The sequence below is a fragment of the Cupriavidus neocaledonicus genome (assembly GCF_000372525.1).
GTDB classification, from domain to species: domain Bacteria; phylum Pseudomonadota; class Gammaproteobacteria; order Burkholderiales; family Burkholderiaceae; genus Cupriavidus; species Cupriavidus neocaledonicus.
The window spans coordinates 1-19,344 of record NZ_AQUR01000060.1 but is presented as its reverse complement, the minus strand read 5'-3'; the positions used below and the strand labels follow the sequence as shown (position 1 = coordinate 19,344).

The 19,344-nt window shown below is 62.3% G+C and carries 14 protein-coding genes, 1 other RNA gene and 2 pseudogenes; 1 reads left to right on the top strand and 16 read right to left on the bottom strand.

The window, feature by feature from the left end; all coding sequences use genetic code 11:
* Positions 1-2: 2 nt before the first annotated feature.
* The 15 genes and pseudogenes from A3AG_RS0101670 to A3AG_RS0101605 all read right to left on the bottom strand — a co-directional run bounded on the left by A3AG_RS0101670 (position 3) and on the right by A3AG_RS0101605 (position 14,448).
* Positions 3-2,849, bottom strand: coding sequence for an SNF2-related protein (locus A3AG_RS0101670; RefSeq protein WP_012354865.1), 2,847 nt, complete (start codon positions 2,847-2,849; stop codon positions 3-5).
* Positions 2,850-2,854: 5 nt separating this feature from the next.
* Positions 2,855-3,055, bottom strand: a complete 201-nt coding sequence (mads1, locus tag A3AG_RS0101665; protein ID WP_012354864.1) for a methylation-associated defense system helix-turn-helix domain-containing protein MAD1 — start codon at positions 3,053-3,055, stop codon at positions 2,855-2,857.
* 273 nt (positions 3,056-3,328) lie between these two features.
* Entirely contained in the window at positions 3,329-3,583 is a 255-nt protein-coding gene (locus tag A3AG_RS0101660; RefSeq protein WP_012354863.1) for an H-NS family nucleoid-associated regulatory protein, read from the bottom strand.
* On the bottom strand, positions 3,567-4,613 hold the full coding sequence (locus A3AG_RS0101655) for a DNA-binding protein (RefSeq protein ID WP_012354862.1): 1,047 nt from the start codon (positions 4,611-4,613) through the stop codon (positions 3,567-3,569). The genes A3AG_RS0101660 and A3AG_RS0101655 overlap by 17 nt, the downstream gene beginning before the upstream one ends.
* A gap of 236 nt (positions 4,614-4,849) precedes the next feature.
* A complete protein-coding gene (locus A3AG_RS0101650; protein WP_240074691.1) occupies positions 4,850-5,959 on the bottom strand; it encodes a competence protein CoiA family protein in 1,110 nt (369 codons plus the stop codon).
* A 67-nt stretch (positions 5,960-6,026) separates the two neighbouring features.
* The gene (locus A3AG_RS0101645) at positions 6,027-6,281 is read right to left on the bottom strand and encodes an H-NS histone family protein (protein ID WP_012354860.1); all 255 of its coding nucleotides are present in this window, start codon (positions 6,279-6,281) and stop codon (positions 6,027-6,029) included.
* Positions 6,265-6,937 (bottom strand): annotated as a pseudogene (locus tag A3AG_RS31215) (DNA-binding protein); the annotation flags it as partial. The pseudogene A3AG_RS31215 and the gene A3AG_RS0101645, both read right to left, overlap by 17 nt.
* 16 nt (positions 6,938-6,953) lie before the next feature.
* Positions 6,954-7,673: an SET domain-containing protein gene (locus tag A3AG_RS32910; protein WP_145987457.1), complete on the bottom strand. Its 720-nt coding sequence runs from the start codon at positions 7,671-7,673 to the stop codon at positions 6,954-6,956.
* 254 nt (positions 7,674-7,927) lie between these two features.
* Positions 7,928-9,058, bottom strand: a complete 1,131-nt coding sequence (locus A3AG_RS34305) for an AAA family ATPase (RefSeq protein ID WP_012354857.1) — start codon at positions 9,056-9,058, stop codon at positions 7,928-7,930.
* A complete protein-coding gene (locus A3AG_RS0101625; protein ID WP_012354856.1) occupies positions 9,055-10,179 on the bottom strand; it encodes a DUF262 domain-containing protein in 1,125 nt (374 codons plus the stop codon). The genes A3AG_RS34305 and A3AG_RS0101625 overlap by 4 nt, the downstream gene beginning before the upstream one ends.
* A 246-nt stretch (positions 10,180-10,425) precedes the next feature.
* Positions 10,426-10,785: a transfer-messenger RNA gene (ssrA, locus tag A3AG_RS32900) on the bottom strand.
* A 4-nt stretch (positions 10,786-10,789) separates the two neighbouring features.
* Positions 10,790-11,053: an H-NS histone family protein gene (locus A3AG_RS0101620; RefSeq protein ID WP_018003838.1), complete on the bottom strand. Its 264-nt coding sequence runs from the start codon at positions 11,051-11,053 to the stop codon at positions 10,790-10,792.
* A gap of 174 nt (positions 11,054-11,227) precedes the next feature.
* Positions 11,228-12,475, bottom strand: coding sequence for an H-NS histone family protein (locus A3AG_RS32895; RefSeq protein WP_012354854.1), 1,248 nt, complete (start codon positions 12,473-12,475; stop codon positions 11,228-11,230).
* 124 nt (positions 12,476-12,599) lie between these two features.
* Positions 12,600-13,334, bottom strand: a pseudogene (locus A3AG_RS0101610) (hypothetical protein); the annotation flags it as partial.
* A 121-nt stretch (positions 13,335-13,455) separates the two neighbouring features.
* The gene (locus A3AG_RS0101605) at positions 13,456-14,448 is read right to left on the bottom strand and encodes a DNA-binding protein (RefSeq protein WP_012354504.1); all 993 of its coding nucleotides are present in this window, start codon (positions 14,446-14,448) and stop codon (positions 13,456-13,458) included.
* Between the two features lie 572 nt (positions 14,449-15,020).
* Here A3AG_RS0101605 and A3AG_RS31200 point away from each other — a divergent pair.
* Complete coding sequence (locus tag A3AG_RS31200) at positions 15,021-16,223, top strand: site-specific integrase (protein ID WP_240619770.1); 1,203 nt, start codon at positions 15,021-15,023, stop codon at positions 16,221-16,223.
* A gap of 32 nt (positions 16,224-16,255) precedes the next feature.
* Here the strand turns inward: A3AG_RS31200 and A3AG_RS0101595 are convergent, their stop codons facing one another.
* Entirely contained in the window at positions 16,256-19,180 is a 2,925-nt protein-coding gene (locus tag A3AG_RS0101595; protein ID WP_012354506.1) for a Tn3 family transposase, read from the bottom strand.
* Between the last annotated feature and the right edge of the window lie 164 nt (positions 19,181-19,344).

Here is a 19,344-nt window from a genome sequence, read left to right as displayed (position 1 = left end):
GATCACCTGACCGTCCAACGCACGCAGAAAAGGACCTCTTCCGCCGCCGTCTGCCGGAGCTGATCCTCGATTTGGTCGAGAAGTTCGTCCTTGTGCCACTCGACGTCTTTGGCAGCACCGTCATATTCGCGCCAGGCTTCGTCGCGCTTCTTGTCGAGGTCTCGCAGTTTCTTCTGGACCTCGAGCTTCTCAGGAAGCGTCGGGGCACAGCGCGCCTGCTTCTTGAGCTCGTTGATCCGGTCGTCATAGTCCTTGAGCTCCGCCTTGAGCCCTCGGCGCTTGTCCTCTGCCCAGCCGTTGAGCTTCTCCATTTCCTCATCGAACCAGACCGCCTGCTGGGCCGCGAGCCCTTCGAGGATCTCATTCTTCCGGCGATTGGCAGCGTCGCGAACCGTTGCGTCGCCGTCGATCTCTACGGTTCGGACGATCTCCGCGGGGATTTCAAGAAACCTTCGGACTGTGTCTTCCGGGACAGCCAATCCGCCGTCAGTCATGGCCGTCAAGATGATATGGTCTTGGGCGTCCGCCCCATAGATTGATAGCTTCGTCGCGAGGAGGTAGCCGGACATCCCGACAAAAGGCTCGATGCTGGCCGCTTTCCTCGCTTGGTCCGAATAGACGAACTCGATCGTGGCCTCAGGAAGGGGGCGCCCGGCCGCGGAGGCAATCACCGCCTGGGCCAACGGATGCCCGATCCGGTACCGGTGTGCTTTCCCCGGGTCCTTTGCGAGTGCATATGCGCCGACGGGGATCGCTTGCTCTGGAAATGGGTTGGCCAGAAGCCGGAAACGGAGCTCTTCCGCGTCGAAGTCAGCCTTGTCCTCGAGCTCGCGGCGCGTTAGCGCCCAGAGCATCGATTCATGCCTATTGATGTAAGACCGGCTTTCGTCCAAGTTGACCCTCAGGCGGTCATGGACCTCCGCGTCGAAGTTCTCGAGGAGCTTCTGCCGTGTGTCCTCCATCGTCGAGATGATGTGCGCATCCATTTCTTCCTGGAGCTGTCGGAAATTGCCTTCGATCTCCGCGGGGGTACGGCAGTTCTGGTAGATAGCGACGATGCGCTTCTCGAATTCGACTCCCGATTCAATTGCGCCGAGAACCTCGTCGCTTGCACCGAAGACGCCGGAGAACAGCCGAAACTTCTCAGAGAGGAGCTCAAAGACCCGCCGGTCGGCTTCGTTCTTCCTGTTCAGAAAATTGACCACTACGACGTCGTAACGCTGCCCGTACCGGTGACATCGGCCGATTCGCTGCTCAATCCGCTGAGGGTTCCAAGGGAGGTCGTAGTTCACCACCATCGAGCAGAACTGTAGGTTGATGCCTTCGGCCGCTGCCTCCGTCGCGATCATGACTGTCGCGTGATCGCGGAAATAGTCCACAAGCGCTGCACGAATGTCAGCGGTGCGGGAGCCGGTGACCTTGTCAGTCCCTTTATTCGCCTCCACCCATTCGGCATAGATGGCTTTCGACTTCTTGTCGGAGTTCGACCCGTTGAACAGCACCAGCTTACCGGCGTACCCATTCTCCGTAAGCAGGCACACCAGGTAGTCCTGCGTTCGCCGCGACTCCGTGAAAACGATGGTCTTCTCGGCCGCCCCGAGCTCTCTAGCTTTCTCGAAGCCTGCGCGGAGCGCTTTCAGAAGCGCCATGCCCTTCGCATTCTCCGAGATTGAGACCGCGAGGGCCCGAAACTCCTCGAGCGACGCTATCTCCTCGTCAATTGATGCCACGTCTTCCGCGGTAAGCGGTTCTGGCTGGGCGTCCGCACCCCATTCGTCGGCATATTCCTCGAACTCCTCGAAGTCGTCCTCAATGCCGTCGCCGGACCGGGCGGCGGACGCGTTGCCAGGGAGCTGTTTGCGGAGTTTGTTGGCGAGGGACTCCAAGGCGCCAGCAATGGCGAAGGTCGACGACGCGAGCAGCTTGCGGAGGATCAGCGTCATCAGTTGTCGCTGCGAACTCGGAAGAGCGTATAGGGAGGGGCGCCGTAGGTAGTCTGAAACCATCTCGTAGAGGGTGTGTTCGACGTCGGACGGGACGAACTCCTCTGTGATCGGAATCCGGTTCGTGTACCGGATGTACTCGAGTACCTGCCGGCGGAGAGTACGGTGGCAGACGGGCTTAAGCCTCGCCTTCAGCTCGTTGAAATTCCCGTCGCCGTTAAGCCGGGCAAACTGAGTCCTGAAGCTCCTTGCGTCGCCGAAGGCGTAGTCGTCAATGATGCTCACAAGTCCATAAAGCTCGAGGAGAGAGTTCTGGAGCGGAGTCGCGGTGAGCAGGAGCTTCGGTGCGTTAGCCAATGCCCGCTTCAGGGTATTGCCGATCTTGTTGTCGGGTCGGTAGACATTCCGAAGTCGGTGGGCCTCGTCCATGATCACCAAGTCCCACCGGGTCGTCATTAGTTCCTCGGCGTGCTTCGCTGCGAACTGGTATGAACAGACCACCATCGAAGGCTGCTCGAACGGGCGTCGTACCCCGGACTTTTGGAGCTGAAGGTAGTTCTTTGCCTCGAGGATCACTGTAGGCAGGAAGAACTTTTCCGCCATCTCCTGCGTCCACTGCTTGCGAAGATTCGCGGGCGTTACGATTAAGATCCGTCGCTTGCCTTCTGCCCATTTCTGGGCAAGCACGAGCCCCGCTTCTATTGTTTTTCCAAGGCCGACTTCGTCCGCAAGAATCGCGCCCTTCGAGAGGGGGGACCTGAACGCGAAAAGCGCCGCCTCGAGCTGGTGCGGGTTAAGGTCGACCTGGGCGTCAAGAAGCGTTCCGGCGAGCTTCTCAGAGTCCGCCGCGGAGTAGCGGCGGCTCAGCTCGCTGGCGAAGTACTTGGCGTGATAGGCAGTAATCACGGGCGTTACTCTTTTGTTGGGGGCTGGCTCTGAGCCGTAATCCAGGCATCCAGCTCCGCGCGCTTAAATCGCCAGGCGGTCCCGACCTTGAATGCCGGGATCTTCTTTGCCGCAGCGAGGCGATAGACGGTGCGTTCGTTGACTTTGAGGTACTCAGCCACTTCCGAAACTGTCAGTACGTCATCCGTAGAAAGACTCCCCCCCATCGCCGGTACCCTAAGAATGTCGATAAAGTTCAAGAGGATACATCACGACACGCCATTGCCCTAAGCATTGCCTTCTGCGGTATCGAGCCCATACCGCCTGCTTATGCTTGTCCCAACGATCCTGACGTGACGGGGGAACGACTGTCCGAAAACGACCGGTTGCGTACTTGAGGGTCGCCCGGGATTCGTAAAAAGCCGCCACATCCTGGGCAAGCCTCTGATTTTGCTGAAATATTTCAGCACTCCGGTACCCAGCTTTGTCCTTGATGGCTCTTATCCGACCCTGAAAAACTCCACGCTCTGCCCGGCATTGACCGCCCGCTTGAGCCACGACGGCATCTCGCCCTGCCCGTCCCAGGTCAGCCCTTCGGCATTGCGGTAGCAGACCGGCGGCGCCGCAGGTGGCGGAGGGGGCGGCGGCGGTTCAAAGCACCCCGCCGCCTGCAGTGCCTCCAGGGTCAGCCCATAGTCGGCCATCTGCGCCTGGATCCAGCGGATCGCGGCCGCCCGCTCAGTGTTCGTTGCCATCGTTGCCGTCGCTGCTGTCGTTACCGTCATCCGGGTGGCCGGGCCGCGCCGGCGCCCCCTGCTCTTCGTTCTGGGCTTCCGGCGCGGTCGGCGCCGGGCCGCCGGTCTTGCGCCGCCGTCCCCCACCGCCGTCGCGCTCGCGCGGCGCCGGGCGCAATTCTGCCAGCAGCTGGCGCGCGAGCGCCGCTTCGGCTTCGGCGCGCTCGGCCCGGCGCTGCACCGCGGCCAGTTTCGCCTGCACGGTGTCCCGCTCGCCGGCTGACTGGCGCTGCGCCTGCTCGGCGGCCGCGAGCCGGTCGGTGAGCGCCGCGGCCTGGGCCTCGAGCCGGGCGCGGGCCTCGGCCTGCGCCACCGCGGCGTCGCGCGCCTCGTGGCGCGCCGCTGCCAGTTCCGTACGCAGGTCTTCGGCCGCGCGCTCGCTCTTCTGCCGTGCGGCGCTCCTGGTCCAGTTCGCGCGCAACGCGCGCCGCTCGCTGGCCTCGGCCCGTTCCTGCGCGATGGCCACCTGTTCGCGGGCGCGCTCGAGCTCGGTCGAGAATTGGGTGCGCAATGCCTCCAGCTGACGCCGGCCAACCTCCAGTTCGGCGCGGCCCGCGTCGAGCCGGGCCTGCGTCGCGGCGTGCGCCTGCCGCTCGGCGGCCAGTGCCGCCTGGGTTTCCTCGATGGATTGCCGCGCCGCGGCGCGCTCGGCCTCGGCGGCGCTGGCGGCCGCGCGCGCCTCGGCGCGCAGCGTGGCGAGCTCCCCGGTGGCGGCCTCGTTGGCCGCCTGCCAGATGGTCCGGACCGCCCCGGCCGCGATGTCCTTCAATGCATCCGGCAGGTCGGGGTGGTCGATGGTCACGCGCGTGCGCCCGCGCAGCTCCTGCCAGAACGCCTGCAGCACCTCGGCCGGCGTGCCCATGCTGCCCTTGCGTACCAGGCTGTAGGGCTTGTTGGCGGTGGGCGTGACGCCATAACGGAAGAACAGCAGCCCGCAGACCTCGCGGTACAGCGCGCGGGTCTCGGGAAAGCGGCTGCGCAGTTCCGCCACATCAGCGGCCAGGTCAGCCTGCAGCGCGGCGTCGTGGTCAGGCGTTGGTCTATGACTTCATCACGCCGGGCCCCCACCCGCGGAACACTCCCCGGAGCTGTTGGTGAATGACTAGGACTGCGGCGTGCCCGAACAGGCCACAAGGCCCACCGCATGCACGTTGGGCCCTTGGCGGGCCAGACCAAGGATTATGACCTTAACCTCGCCGACGAAGCCCTATGCCACTGGCATCTCATTCACGCCGTCCCCTCACTGGGTGGTTCATAGTCGTTGGTAATGGTGCCAAACCGATGACCTTGCTCGCTCATCAGGCGAGCCCATGCCGATTTCGTCATGGCATAGCCGACTGCGTCGGAACCAAAGCTCAACTGTTCAACGGCATCGCGTAACGCCTCCGGCTGTCCCTCGATAGCGATCCGGAGACAATTGTCAGCCCCGTTGTACAAGACGAGCGCGCCTCCGCTAACCGCGTACCGCACGCCCGGCAAAGAGGTACGCGCTGCCAATGATGGTTCTGCTACGCGCAGCGGCTCGGCAGTCTGCTCCTTGAAGCTATTGGCAACACAGTCTTCTTTGGACCGCCACGCTGCGACTCTTGCCTCGAAAGCCCGCGTCTCCTCGAGGTGCTTCTGATAATCTGCTTCGCATTGGGCTTCCAGACGTGCGCGGAGCTCGTCCTGCTTTCGATTCACCAGCCACTTCTTGCGAGGATCATTCCGGAATAGCACCGCCGCCAGTTCGCCAACCGTCGACGGTCGCTGGCGACTCAGATCGATCTCGACCGCGGCATGACCGAGTTCTTGCAGGCGGGCGAGCTTCGACTGCCCAACCTTATGGGTCACGGCAATCTCGACGAGCAGCAGCCGGTCACCATAGGTGATCACCACGTCGGGCCGCACGTCAAAGAGCAAGTGCTCCAAGGCGACCGATTGCGGATAGATAGTCCGTCCCGGCAGTGATCCCCTGGCCCGAATCGGAATCACCGGGCCCTGGCGCTCAACCACCACGTCAACGCCCGGTACCGCAAACTCCCCTCGTTGTGCAATCAGTACCTTGGCCAGGTGATGAAGCACAGTCTCGTGTGCCCACCGACATTCCGCACCGGAGTCGTGCGCGAACGAGTGAGCCCGCACGGCCCCATGGCGGGCGATCAGTGGCTCGTTGCAGGCGGGGCAGACGCAACCACATTGCTTGCCGTTTGGTACCGCATCGACGTGGCGCAGGACGCCCATGCCGTCCAGGGCGAAAGTCAGCATCGCTTCGGTACCGCCATGCAACGTCAATGCGGGCGGATAAACAAGCTCGTCGCCCGACCCGGGCGCGTGTATTTCGTCTGGGTTGATCAAGCGCTCCCCCTCCTCGATCATGGCGTTGAGCTTCGTGCTGTCTAACCGCATCAACAAGAGGCGCGCCTTATCCTACCCGGAAAAACTCCACGCTCTGCCCGGCATTGACCGCCCGCTTTAGCCACGACGGCATCTCGCCCTGCCCGTCCCAGGTCAGCCCTTCCGCGTTGCGGTAGCAGACCGGCGCCGCCGCAGGGGACGGAGGGGGCGGCGGCGGATCAAAGCACCCCGCCGCCCCCAGTTCCTCCATGGTCAAGCCGTAGTCGGCCATCTGCGCCTGGATCCAGCAGATCGCCTCCGCCCGCTCAGTTTTCGTGGTCATCGCTGCTATCGGTACTGTCGCTGCCGTCATCCGGGTGGCCGGGCCGCGCCGGCGCCCCCTGCTCTTCGCCCTGTGCTTCCGTCGTGGTCGGCGCCGCGCGCCGCCGGTCTTGCGCCGCCGTCCAACCCCGCAGTCGCGCTCGCGCGGCGCCAGGCGCAATTCTGCCAGCAGCTGGCGCGCGAGCGCCGCCTCGGCTTCGGCGCGCTCGGCCCGGCCCCGTGCTGCGGCCAGCGCCGCCTGCACCGGTGTCCAGGTCGCCGGCTGACTGGCGCTGCGCCTGCTCGGTGGCCGCGAGCCGGTCGGCCAGCGCCGCGGCCTGCGCCACCGCGGCGTCGCGCGCCTCGTGGCGCGCCGCCGCCAGTTCTGTGCGCAACTCCTCCGTCGCGCGCTCGCTCTTCTGCCGCGCGTTCCTGGGCAATGGTCACCTGCTCGCGCGCCCGCTCCAGCACCGTCGAGAATTGGGTGCGCAATGCCTCCAGCTGCCGCCGGCCCGCCTCCAGTTCCGTGCGGCCGGCCTCGAGCCAGGCCTGGGTCGCGGCGTGCGCCTGCCGCTCCGCCGCCAGCGCCGCCTGGGTTACCTCGATGGATTGCCGCGCCTCGGCGCGCAGCGTGGCGAGCTCCCCGGTGGCGGCCTCGTTCGCGGCCTGCCAGATCGAAATGGCTGTAAGGGGGTCAGTCCTTCGTGATCTTGGGCCCCAGATAGAGGATTTTCAGCCTCGTTGCATCGACTGCAACCGGCCATTCGAAATGCAATCGGAAATAGCGGTGGCTGATTTTCCCATGCCAGTGTGCAAATATCTCCTTGCTTGCATCGTCCGGATCGGGAAAGGTCATCTCTTGCTTGAATGTGCGTTTATTTGTAGGTGATTCCCCCGAGAATAGAGCTCTATCCCCAGTGAAGAACTGATCGACAATAGCGCGAGCGTTGGGGCCTTCTGAGCCATCAGGCATACGCCCGGCCATATAGTCATCAAGGTGTTTGAAGAGTGCCATTGCTCGGTCCCGTATCGGTGCCTCAAAGGGTTCCTTGGCAAGTACACTATTCTCATAGAGACTATTGGGAATGTGCAGTCTGGGAAATCTCTCGCGCGCAGCCACTACAAGCTGTTGCCAGTTGGTCGGCTCCACTCCAGCGTTCATGGCGGAAGTCGCGAGGCTATCAAGCGCCCAGAGGTTTTCGACTTCGTAAGTCCCTCGACGGTCTTCCGCAATGCCATGATCCACTGGAAGCGGTGATCTCCCAAACTCGATCACACCACCCGGAAAACTAAACGCAGTAGCTTCATTACCTGCTTTGATGCGCCTCGTCGCTTCCCCCAAGCCGGTGTTAGTAACGTCGACACCCAGACACTCAAAATAATCTTCCGGTTCAGGCTGGCGATCGTCATCCAAGAACGGCCCTGTCCGATCAAGCCATATCAACACGGCCCTGCGCAGATCGGCTAGGTTTGTCGCCGCCAAGACTTCACGAAGTGTCTGGCTGACCGTCACATTTCGATGGGGGAGAGCTCGTGTAGTGTGTAGGGCGGACTTCAGTACAGCGAATCTGCTTCTTGAGGATAAGAGACCCTGTAGCAGTGCGAGGAATTCAGGTACGTCATTGTATTGGCCTTGCAAAGAAGCATCATTGATATACCAGCGCATCCTCACTCCCAACCTGAGAGCCGAGCCAAGTCTTTTTCAGACTGGTCAAAAAATCCTTCTGGCCAACTGGCGATGCGACCTTCATTATCGACAGCTAGCGTTAGTACCCCGTGTCCGGTCTCTGTCGTTCCACTAAAAAAGTGGACGCATAATTCATCCGGTGGAAGCAGGCCTTCTTTCACGGCGAGGCGCACACCGTTCAGCAGGTGGTCGCTGTGGGTCTCTACTACAACTTGTAAGCCGGCAGCTGCGAAGTGGGCGAGCAGTCGGCCCATTTGCGACTGGGCAAATGGATGCAGGTGAGCCTCCGGACTGTCAATCACTATCATTTGCCCATCGTTAGCTGCTAGCAGAGCAATGAGAATAGGGAAAGCGTAGGTAAATCCGTAGCCGACGTTGGCGGGTCTCCGCCAGGCTCCAAAATCGGAAATGCGAAACTGCAGGCTTTCCAGTGATACCTGGGGGACGTGATGGACATTAGCTTGTGCGTGAGGAAAGAGCGTAGCTAACCAAGCGTCAACCTGTTTGCGAAGGGAACTCGCAGGCTCGCCAGGATGTCGACGCGCAACTTGCACTTCATCGTCAACATACCGATCGTACCAGTACGGAGCAAACCTACCGTCAGCGCCCACATCTGTCACTTCCTCATCAGATTCGGGCATGGGGTAAGCGTCGGTAAGGCCATCGCGCACGGCGCTCAGGTAGGAAAGCCCTGTAATCGAACGGCAAACCTCAGTCGAGGGCTCCTTAATGGCTTCGGTAGGCGGCGTATTCGTTGAACCGGCAACATCGCAAATGCGTGATTCAGTCACCTCGAGATGTCTTTCACTCGCGCGAGCCGAGGTCGTCCACGTGACCTCGTGTTCCACGCCTGCAACCTTGAAAGCCAAACTTGATCCAGAAGCATTCGCCGGCAGTACATCACCAACGGTGCCTAAATGCACAATTGGACCATTCAAAGGTAACTTTTGTGCTGATGCCGATGTCCGCAAAGCTTGCGCCAAGAGGAGCAGCGGCTGGACGGCACTTGATTTTCCGCCAGCATTGAAGCCAGTCAGCAGAGTTAAAGCGCCGAAACGCAAGCGCAGACTTGAGAAGCACTTGAAATTCTCGATATCGAGCGTCTTAATCATTTTTGCGCCACCTTCGAGAGAGTGGATTCCATTGCCTCGAAACGCTTTTGAACAGCTGCAGTGCTGTTGGTCGAATAGGTAATTGCGCGTGCAAATTCTTCGTCTCGGACAAGGTCAACGATGGCTTCACGTAGGGCGTCGTGCCGCGATTCGAGATTCGAAAAGCCATCATCAGACATCGTGACGGAGCATACTTCGAACAGGGAGATATTAATGACACTGCGCCCGGCGCCTGGGTTTTGCGACGCGAGGGATTTACGAAACGCATGGTCGCTGAATAAGGCTCGGTTCAAGGCCATGACTCTCTCGAAGGAGAATAAAAGTTCTTCCCTCTCTGCTTGACTAAGACGTGTAAGTGCTCTTAGCCCTTCGGCAAGAAACCGATCCATGTCTCCAGCAGTGTATTGTTTCCGGCCAAGAAGTTTGAAGGCACAGAACCGATTGATAGCCTCCCGATCGCGCATGGTTTTCGCATTGAGAGACTGGCCCGTCGCGGAGCGAAACGCGTCGCTTTCGGCCGCTTGCTTAAGCCATTGGGTCGCCGGTCCGTTATAAAGCGCATTTCGCATCTGCTGACGCGTAAGCGGTTCACCACTGTTCACCCGTTCGAAGATGTCGAGTCGCGCTCGCTCGGGGGCTTTTGCATCCAAGATATACATAGTGAGCTGCGTATCCTGAACACGTTCCTGCAAGTTGAGAGGCAAGTCTTTGAAGTACTTTCCCTCGAGCACGTGAGCACCTAGTCCTACGTTGTCGCTCGCTAAACCAGTCAACTTCAACTCGTCACCTAGAAAACGAGCGAAGGTGGTCAGACGTTGCAGGCCATCGACAACGATTATCCGACCGTCCAGAGCTTCCGCAACATAGAAAACGGGGAGAGGGATGCGCATCACGCAACTCTCGATTAGCTTGGACTGCTTCGGATTTGGCCACACGAAATCTCGCTGAAAGTCCGGATCAAGAACGTAGCGTTGATTTTGTATGCGCTTGACGACCTCGGAAACGGAGCGAGTCTCCGTCCGAACGAATACCGCATCTAAAGGGTATTCGCCCCATCCATCGCCGGAGCCCTCGTCCAATCCCTCAACGTCTCGTTCGCTCGCGTTTTCGCCTTGGTTCATCCTCACCCCATGTGGCACGTTCAACGAGATAGTCTATCGCCACTTATGGGGTAGTTGTACTTTCCGTGCATTTTCTGGCGGTATGCTCCAGAAAGCCCTTTCTTATCAAGAACTTACAATGCTCGGTCGGTGTGTGATTGATTGCGCCGAGAAACCTTGCTGCGGGCGGCTCTGCTGTCTGCTACCGCCACTTTTTGCATGGAAAGTACGATGACCCCATGCTGCCATCGATGCCAAGCCCTCAAATGAACAACGGCCCCCGAAGGAGCCCTTGTCAGTAACTTTTCTGTTTCGAGGTCAGTTACAACCCAAGGCGGCTATTAGGCGGCCAATGCGAACTTTTCGTCGTTAGCATTTACTTCGATTTAGTTTTAACGTCTTCTCTGACGAGTTGCCTCACGACCCTATCTCCCCCTGTCGAAACCAGGTCAGGCCCATCAGAAGCGCACTATCCGTGCAATGCGCTTCTGGTGGACCTGGGCGGAATCGAACCGCCGTCCAGAAGGCCTTCAAGAAGAAGGTTCACAACCATTATCGGGAACCTTGCAGCACCCAACGGTCCAGATTCTACGCGTCCTGCCGGCAGCGTCAAGGCCGATTGCATGGGGCGCTACAAGGACCCGACCCGGTAAAACTCCACCGATTGCCCCGCATTGACCGCGCGCTTGAGCCACGACGGCATCTCGCCCTGCCCATCCCAGGTCAGCCCTTCCGCGTTGCGGTAGCAGACCACCGGCGGCGGCGGTGCGGCCGGTGGCGGGGGCGGTGGCGCGAAGCACCCCGCCGCGTCGAGCTCTTCGAGGGTGAGCCCGTAGTCGTCCATCTGCGCCTGGATCCAGCGGATCGCGTCCGCCCGCTCAGTTTTTGCTGTCATCGCTGCCGTCACTGCTGTCGTTGCCATCGTCCTGGTTGTTAGGCCAGCGCCGCCGGCCCTGGCTCGTTGCCCGGCTCTTCCCCTTGGGCTTCCTGCACAGTGGCCGCCGAACTTCCGGCCTGCCGAGTTTGCGAGTCGGAATGGGCGGACCGGCCGCGCCCGCCAACCTGTCGTTCAGGACAAGAGATCGATTAGGAAACGCTCGCGCTTCTTGCCAATCCACGCGGGAGCCCGACCGCGCCCCGACCAGGTCTGGCCCGTCTTCGGGTTGCGGTACCTCGGAGGCGGCGCGGCCTTCGTCTTGGTCGGAGCAGCGCGGGCAGCGGGCGCAACACTGGGCTTGCCCGCAATGTCCTCAATGCTGAGGTCGTACTCCTGCATCCACTGCCGAATCTCCTCTACGACCTTTGGCACTTCCGTGGCTCGCAACTGCTCAAGTTGCGCATTGACAGATGCCAGTTGAGCGAGCAGTGAGGATTGGGACGGGCTTTGGGTTGCGGTAGGCGTTTTTTGCTCCTGTCGCGACTTCCGGGTTTGCGGCTTCTGAGTCGGCGCTCCAGGCAGAGTTATCTGCTTCGGCCCGCGCTTCCGGGATGGGGTCTCTTGAGTCGTGACTTCCGGACCGGCAACTTCGGCTAGGGTTTTCGGCTTCCGAGCGCGCTTCGGGGCCCGCCTCTCTGCCGGCGCTGCTTCCGGAGCGGCAGTTTCGGCGAGCGCTTTCGGCTTCCGAGCGCGCTGCGGGGCCCGTGTCTCTTCCGGCGCAGCTGCCGGAGCGGCAGTTTCGGTGAGCGCTTTCGGCTTCCGAGCGCGCTTCGGGGCCCGCGTCTCTTCCGGCGCAGCTTCCGGAGCGGCAGTTTCGGTGAGCGCTTTCGGCTTCTGACCGCGCTTAGGGGCCCGCGTCTCTTCCGGCGCAGCTTCCGGAGCTGGGGCGTCAAGCGGTGCTACCGGGGCGGCCGTTTCGGTCAGTTCGTCCTGGGCGGCAGCTTCCATCGGTTCGTCCGTGGCCAGGACTTCAACCGGAGCTTCGGCCACGGCTTCCGTGGTCGCTGCCGAGGACATGGCTTCCATGGGCGCTTCCGGCGCGTCGGATTCCGTCAACGCTGCCGAGGCGGCAGCTTCCCTCGATGCTTCCGGTGCCACGTCTTCCGTTGAAGCGTCCGGGGGGGCGTAAGACCGCCGGCGCCGATAGGACACGGTCGCCGTCGGGCCGCTATCCCGGCTTGTCGACCAGAAGTCCAAGCGTTGGGCCTGCGTGTCAACGCTGCCACGACCGACGCCTGCACCACTGGCTTCACCCATGGCGGGATCCGCGTCGCGCATCGCCTCAGCGATGGGAAGCTCCATCTGACCGAGTCCGTCCGTCGCATTGCTCGCGACACGGGGTTCAACTTCTTGCTCTGGGGCCAATTTGTTCTCCTTCATTGAAGCCACTGCCCGTGCAGACGCTTCCTAATCCCATGGACGGTGAGACCTTGTCTCTTGCGTGTCATTCGCTTCTCGCCTACGCCCCTCTGCGCCTGGATCCAGCGGATTCGCGTCCGCCCGCTCAGTCTTTGCTGTCATCGCTGCCGTCACTGCTGTCGTTGCCTTCGTCCTGATGGTTGGGGGGCGCCGCCCCCGGCGCGTCGCCCCGCTCTTCACCCTGCGCTTCGCCCAGTTCATCCTGCTGAGCGTCCCCCTGACCGTCGCCCTGCGCTTCCGGCGCGGTCGCCGCCGAACGGCCGCCCTTGCGCCGCCTTCCACCACCGCCACCGCCGTCGCGTTCGCGCGGCGCGACGCGCAGGGTGGCCAGCAACTGACGCGCGAGCGCGGCTTCCGCTTCGGCCCGCTCGGCCCGGCGCTGCGCTGCGGCGAGCTCCGCCTGCATGGCATCAAGATCGCCCGCCGCCTGGCGCTGCGCCTGCTCGGCCTCTGCGAGTCGGTCGGCCAGCGCCGCGGCCTGCGCTTCCAGCTTGGCGCGGCTCTCCGCCTGCGCCACGGCCACATCACGGGCCTCGCTGCGCGCCGCCGCCAGTTCCGCGCGCAGGTCTTCGGCCGTGCGCTCGCTCTTCTGGCGCGCGGTGCGCTCCTGGTCCAGTTCGCGCAAGCTGCGCCGCTCGCTGGCCTCGGCGCGTTCCTGCGCGAGCGTCACCGCCTCGCGGGCGCGCTCCAGCTCCGTCGAGAATTGGGTGCGCAAGGCGTCCAGCTGGCGTCGGCCCGCCTCCAGTTCCGTTCGCCCCGCCTCGAGCCGGGCCTGCGTGGCAGCGTGCGCCTGGCGTTCGGCCGCCAGCTCCGCCTGCACGGGGTAGTCGTCCTTTTCGTGCAAAATCTTACGGTTTCCTCCAGATTTTCCTTGTGAATCAATGGGTTGAAAATCCGCCGATTTCGCAAGAGCCATCCTTTTTGTGCAAAACCTTACGCATTCAAGCTGCCGGACCAGCCACGCCGAGCTGTGTCCGATAGTCGGCCAGCAACTGCTGCTGGGCGTCGAGCCGTCCGGTGACCTTGGCCAACTCGCCGGCCAGGCGCTCGCGCGCGGCACGCTCGGCGGTTAGCTCGTCCGCTTGCTGCTGGACCGCGGAGCGCAGGGCATCGCGTTCGGCTTCCGCACGGGCTTGATCGACGCGAGCTTGGTTCAGCCCGGCATGTGCCTGTTCCGCCTGCGTCTCCAGGCCGCGGCTGCGTTTGGCCGAGGCGGCAATCTCCGCGACCAGCCGTGCGCCGTCCTTGTTCAGTTGCGTGATCTCCCCCTGCTTGACGATCAGCGCCTGATTGGCTTGCCGGGTTTCTGCCTGCAGTTGTTGGACCTGCTGCTCGTGCCGGCGTGCCTCCTGATCGCGCTGCTCTTTGCTGGCGTTGCGGAAGTGTTCCAGTGCTTGGTGTGCGTGCTGCAGCTTCTCCTCCAGCGAGCGCCGGAAGCCTTCGTGTTCGGCCAGCCGTTCGGTGAGATCCTGGACCTGCTGCGCCAGCCGTTCGGCCTCCAGGGCCCGCTGCTGCAGCGCCGTCTGCGTGTCGCTGTGCGCGGCCCGCACTTCGGCAACGGTGGCATGCGCCTGCGCCAGTTCGGCGCGAAGTGCGACGAGATCAGCGGACAGCTTGTCGGCTTCCGCTCGGACCTGCTGCCGCTGTGCGGTGGCGGCCGCGACCTGCTGGTCGACCACTGCCTGCGCTTCTTCGTGCAGCCGTGCCGCCAGCCTGCCTACCAGATCCAGGATGGCATCGGAGGTCGAGCCGGCCCGCTGGAGCGCCCCGCCTTCCTCTTCTTCCAGTTCCTTGAGATAGCGGTGAATCGTCGTTTTCGAGCCGGTATTGCCCAGCGCGATACGTATTGCATCGATCGACGGATGCTGCCCCTGGGCCATCAACGAATCGCGGGCGCGTTTGACATCCAGACGGCTTAGACCGGCACGGGCCATGGTGCTCCTATAATTTGATACCGTATTACGTACTATGTATATACATACCAAATGGAGCCGTCAAGCAAGCGGATTCTCGTCGATTTTTGACAGGTGATAATGGCAGATTATCACGTGTGAGGCCCTGGCGAGAGGCTCTCCAACCGGCCCGCTAGTACGAAATGGCTCACAGCCTCTGGGCAACCTTCCGCGGTCTCGACCGGCCCGGGCGTTGTTGCACCTGGGCAACTCTTGACGAATGCCCCTTACCGGCAAGATCGTGCGCCCGCACACCTGCTCGCGATCTACGGCGCCATACGGACCCGATCACGGAGAAGTTCAGGCAGCTGGGCGGCGCAGAGCGCCCTGCAGCTCCTCACGAATAGCCCCGGACGTGGAGCGATTCGAGGTGGCGAAACGCACAAGAGGATTCCGAAATGGTCATGGAGGCCAGACAAGCGCGACAATACGCATCCGCACCATCGCTATTTGCTCCCCTTGGCCATGCACGACGTCGACCGATACCTGGAAGCCGCCACCCGCGACAACACGCGGCGAAGCTACCAGGCAGCCATTCGTCATTTCGAGGTCGAATGGGGTGGTTTTCTGCGGCTAGCGCCGACAGCATCGCGCGTTACCTGGCCGAGCACGCGCAGACGCTATCTATCAACACCCTGCGTCAGCGCCTGGCTGCAATCGCACAATGGCACGTCTCGCAAGGCTTCCCAGATCCGAACCGGGCGCCACACGTGCGGAAGGTGCTCAAGGGCATCCAGGCATTGCACCCCGCACAAGAGCGGCGCGCCAAGCCGCTGCAGCTCGCTCAGTTCGAGCAACTGGTGGTGTGGCTCGACGCCCAAATTGCTGCGGCCTCGATGACAGGCAATGACCACCACCTCCAGGTCCTGGCGCGCAACAAGGCCCTGGTGCTGATTGGCTTCTGGCGGGGCTTCCGGTCGGACGAATTGAGCCGGCTGCAGATCGAGCACATCACCGTCGAGCCCGGCCGGGGCATGACGATCTTCCTGCCGCACACCAAGACGGACCGCAACCACGCCGGCACGACGCACAAGGCGCCTGCCTTGTCGCGCCTCTGCCCGGTGGCTGCCTATGTGGCTTGGTTGGCCGCGTCAGGCTTGGCAGCGGGCCCTGTGTTTCGGCGGATCGATCGCTGGGGACGGATCGCCGAAGCGGGGCTGCAAGCCAGCAGCGTCGTGCCCTTGCTGCGCAAGCTGTTCCAGGATGCGGGGCTGCTGCAGGCGGACCGCTACAGCAGCCACTCGCTGCGGCGCGGCTTTGCCACCTGGGCAAACGCGAACCAGTGGGACCTCAAGATGCTGATGGAATACGTCGGCTGGAAGGATGTCCGCTCGGCCATGCGCTACATCGACGCGGCAGACCCATTCGCGCAGCACCGTATCGAAGCAGCGCTGGCACCGCCACCAGCCACCCTACCGTCGGCGCCGCCGCCCGAGCGACGTCCCACGGTTCCGCCCAAGCCCGTGCCTGAAACGCGGTTGACGGTTGACCTATACATCGAGCGCAACAGCAAATTCGTGCGCGGCAAGTCGAAGGCGCGCCGCTGGATCGAGCAGTTCTGCCTGTCCCAGTACCAGATGCGCGTCTTCGAGCAGCGCCGCCCCCGCTATGAAATCGTCATGCCGTTCACCGCAGGGCCGGAGCTGGAGAAAGCCATCGAGGTGCTGCTCGCGGACATGCACGAAAACGCGGACCTCTGCAATTGCTTCATTGAGGTGACGTTGCACGATCCGCTGACCGATACTCACTGGAGCTGATCAGTCTGGCTCCGGAGGGTCCGTTCTTCTTGCTACACCGCACGCCGCTGCGGTGCCACCTCAAGCAGGCTGTCTTGATACAGGTGGATCGGAAAGCTCATGATGCCCCGGAAATTCACATGCGCGAAATGTGCGGGCCCCATGCGGCGCAGCCAGTCATCTTCAATCCGTTGCCCCTTGCGGCGCCAAGCATCGGCCGTCGTTTGCATGCGCTGGGTGTTCCAGGCAATCACCAGATTCGTCAGCAGCGTCAGCGATCCGGAAATCGCGATCATTTCGTCCTGACGGCGCCCGCGATCATGGTGTACCTTGCTCGAGTAAATGGCACGCTGGAGCTGGTGCACCGACTCCCCCCGGTTGAGCAGCGTGCGCAGCTCCCGACGAAACTCGATGTTGCTGAAAAAATCGCACAAGAAGAGTGTGCGCAGCATCTTGCCCAGATGATCAGCTGCCCGATGAATAGGGTCGCCTTGGGCGGCGCTGCCGAACCGCTGCAGCGCGACGATTGCACTCACCCGGCCCGAGTGGATGGAGGCGATTAGGCGCAGCAAGCCATCCCAGCCGTCGCGGATTGCCTTGAGCGAGATCTCGGGCGAGACGGCGGCCGACAGTCCATCCGTTACCTGCAGACCGCGCGGCAAATACAGCTTGCGCTCCGACAGATTGCGCAGCCATGGGCATAGATCAAAGCCGAGCAATTTGGACACCGCCATCCCAACGCTCGTGTATCCATGGGTATCGACCGCGAGCCGGAGCAGCCCGCCGTCGCTGCGGGTCTCATTGTGGCGCATGACCCCTTCAATGGCCACGCCGGCCTGGCGTTCGTTGAGCACCATGGGCTGGTTATAGACGATTCCGTGCTGGTCCAGCACGTGCGTATAGATCCCGACGGCATGAGTGCGACGTCGAGGATCGGCGCGGGCATAGAACAAGTGTCGCGAGGTGTCCAGGCTCATCGAATCGCTGGACGCCTGTTGACCGGTCCCCCATAACTCGGTGATCGGGTGCGTGCGCTGGAATTCCACTACCCGTTCGTTCGCTCGGCGCAGCCGCCCGGGCATCTCAAGCGCGCGCATCGCGGTGGAGACGTGCGCCGGATCGAGCTTCGGAATCATGGCGGCGACACCCTTGGCGTCGAGCTCGGTGCCATGGGCGAGCAGCGCGGCGTAGAGCGTGATCAGTTCGTGCGCGTCCCCGTTGCGTGCCAGCAGCACTTCGCTGAAATTGGTACGGGCATCCATCTCGAGGATCATGTCGGCAAACTGCGCGCTGCCGATGTCCTTGAAGAGCAGATCACGGGTGCGCGTGGGGATGCCATCGCTTTCCGCCGCTTCGAGCGGCGACAGATGCAGCACGCCGTTCGTGTCGATCGTGACGTGGCCTGCCGCACGGGCCTCGTCCAGTGCCGCGAGGCCTGCCTTCAGGTGATCCATGAGGGGATTGAGGTAGGTGTCCGCCTGGTTCGGCAAGTCAAGCGTGGACAGATACCGGTCGCGCTCAGAATCCCACTGAGCGGGCGGGATCAGCAGTTGATCGCGTTCCCGAAACGACAGGCTATGGCTGATCCACACGGTGCCGCGGCGCAGCCCCTTACGCAGGCCCGTGATCGCGCAGGCTTCCATCGCGCGCAACGCGCGCTTACGGTCTTCGCCGTCGACCAGGTCACGCCAGCTCGCGCCCACCGACACATTGCAATCGGGCGGCAATTCCGTCGCGCCTTGGTCGTGCAGACTACCGATGAACTCAAGCTGCCGCAGGGCCGGATCGGTGCTGTTGCTGGCAAATTCCAACTCCCGCAAGGAAGTCACGAGGTTGCGGATACGGTGGTGGTCTTCCGTGAGCGTTTCGCGCACGCTGGCGGCGTGGCTTGCCGGCGGTTTGGCCGATAGGCCTTCAAGCAGCTTGCCGATGTCGGCCAGCCGTTCTTCGGCCGAGCGGCGGGTATCGTCAACCAGGGCCTTGATCTCGACCATTTGCTGCCGGTATTCGCTCGCCGAGCGCGCTTGCTTCGTCGTGGTCTTGTTGTAGGCCTGCCGAACTAGGTCGGAGACGCGCCGTCCGGTTTGGTAGAGCATCGCGTCCGTCAGCTCCAGCAAGGTCACACGCAGGAAAAACACCAGCTCAATCGTACGCGTGGAGGTCTTCAGTTCGCGGACTTTGGCGGGACGGCGAGCCTGGATACGCTGGCCACAGGCGCGCTGCTTCTCGATCGGAATGGCATCAAACGCCCAAGTATGCGCGCCGAGGCTCTTCAGGAAGCGGATCTTGGCCAGCGTCTCATTCATGGTTGAGGGGCTGTGCCGTGCTGGCGGGGTCTTGAGCCATTCCAGCACGGTCGTTCCCGCTGTTGCATGTTGGGCGAACACGGCAGCTTCGGCTCCTGCTATCTGCGCCAGGGGGACGACCGCCTCAATCGACAGCAGCAAATCTCGCTCGATGCCCGCCCAAATTGAGCGAGCCAGGCTCAGCAGCGCTCGTGTCGAAGGAATCAGAATCCGTCGCTCATACAGCCAGTAGTGGGCGTGCTGGATCAACTCCTCAAGGGAAAGCGATTCGGCGGCATCTTGCCGCATCCAAGCTCCGAGGCCTCTCCAGTGATCGTCATCGATTCGTGTCAAGCCGAGGTATTGGCAGGCCCAGACCTGGTGTTCATACAGCGTCGGATATCGCTGATAGATGGTGCGCAGCGAGGCGATCGTCGGAGTTGGTAACCCCAGCTTTTCGCCCACGTAGCGCAAGAGCTGACGGGGGAGTGTGTTCAGTTGGTCAAGGGTACGGCCACTTGCCCGCAGAAATGCCAGCTGGATGGCGGCTCCGGCACGGCCGGCACGCCGAAATTTCTGGTTGATTGCGGCAACGTCGCTGTCGGTCAGCGCGAAATAGTACTCGACATCGAATTCCGACAATCGAGAAGGCAAACTGTCTTTTCCCACATAGCGAAATTCCAAGCCCGGCATCTTCCGCCCCCATCCAGGTGACACGATCCGAAATCGCGGGCGGACATGGTACTCCCGAAGTCACTTGAGGGCAGCAGGCAGCTGTCTGCTTTGCCCGGAGCGCCTTATAAAGAAAGGCTTTGCGGGGAAACCGTAAGATTTTGCACAAAAAGGACGACTACCCC

Excerpts from the sequence above, each read along its gene's own strand:
- A3AG_RS0101620 (WP_018003838.1), bottom strand. The coding sequence starts at position 11,053 with ATGACAGCAAAAACTGAGCGGGCGGACGCGATCCGCTGGATCCAGGCG.
- mads1 (WP_012354864.1), bottom strand. The coding sequence starts at position 3,055 with ATGGGGGGGAGTCTTTCTACGGATGACGTACTGACAGTTTCGGAAGTG.
- A3AG_RS34305 (WP_012354857.1), bottom strand. The coding sequence starts at position 9,058 with ATGATTAAGACGCTCGATATCGAGAATTTCAAGTGCTTCTCAAGTCTG.
- A3AG_RS0101660 (WP_012354863.1), bottom strand. The coding sequence starts at position 3,583 with ATGGCAACGAACACTGAGCGGGCGGCCGCGATCCGCTGGATCCAGGCG.
- A3AG_RS31200 (WP_240619770.1), top strand. The coding sequence starts at position 15,021 with ATGGGGTGGTTTTCTGCGGCTAGCGCCGACAGCATCGCGCGTTACCTG.
- A3AG_RS0101595 (WP_012354506.1), bottom strand. The coding sequence starts at position 19,180 with ATGCCGGGCTTGGAATTTCGCTATGTGGGAAAAGACAGTTTGCCTTCT.
- A3AG_RS0101645 (WP_012354860.1), bottom strand. The coding sequence starts at position 6,281 with ATGACCACGAAAACTGAGCGGGCGGAGGCGATCTGCTGGATCCAGGCG.
- A3AG_RS0101625 (WP_012354856.1), bottom strand. The coding sequence starts at position 10,179 with ATGAACCAAGGCGAAAACGCGAGCGAACGAGACGTTGAGGGATTGGAC.
- A3AG_RS32895 (WP_012354854.1), bottom strand. The coding sequence starts at position 12,475 with ATGAAGGAGAACAAATTGGCCCCAGAGCAAGAAGTTGAACCCCGTGTC.
- A3AG_RS0101605 (WP_012354504.1), bottom strand. The coding sequence starts at position 14,448 with ATGGCCCGTGCCGGTCTAAGCCGTCTGGATGTCAAACGCGCCCGCGAT.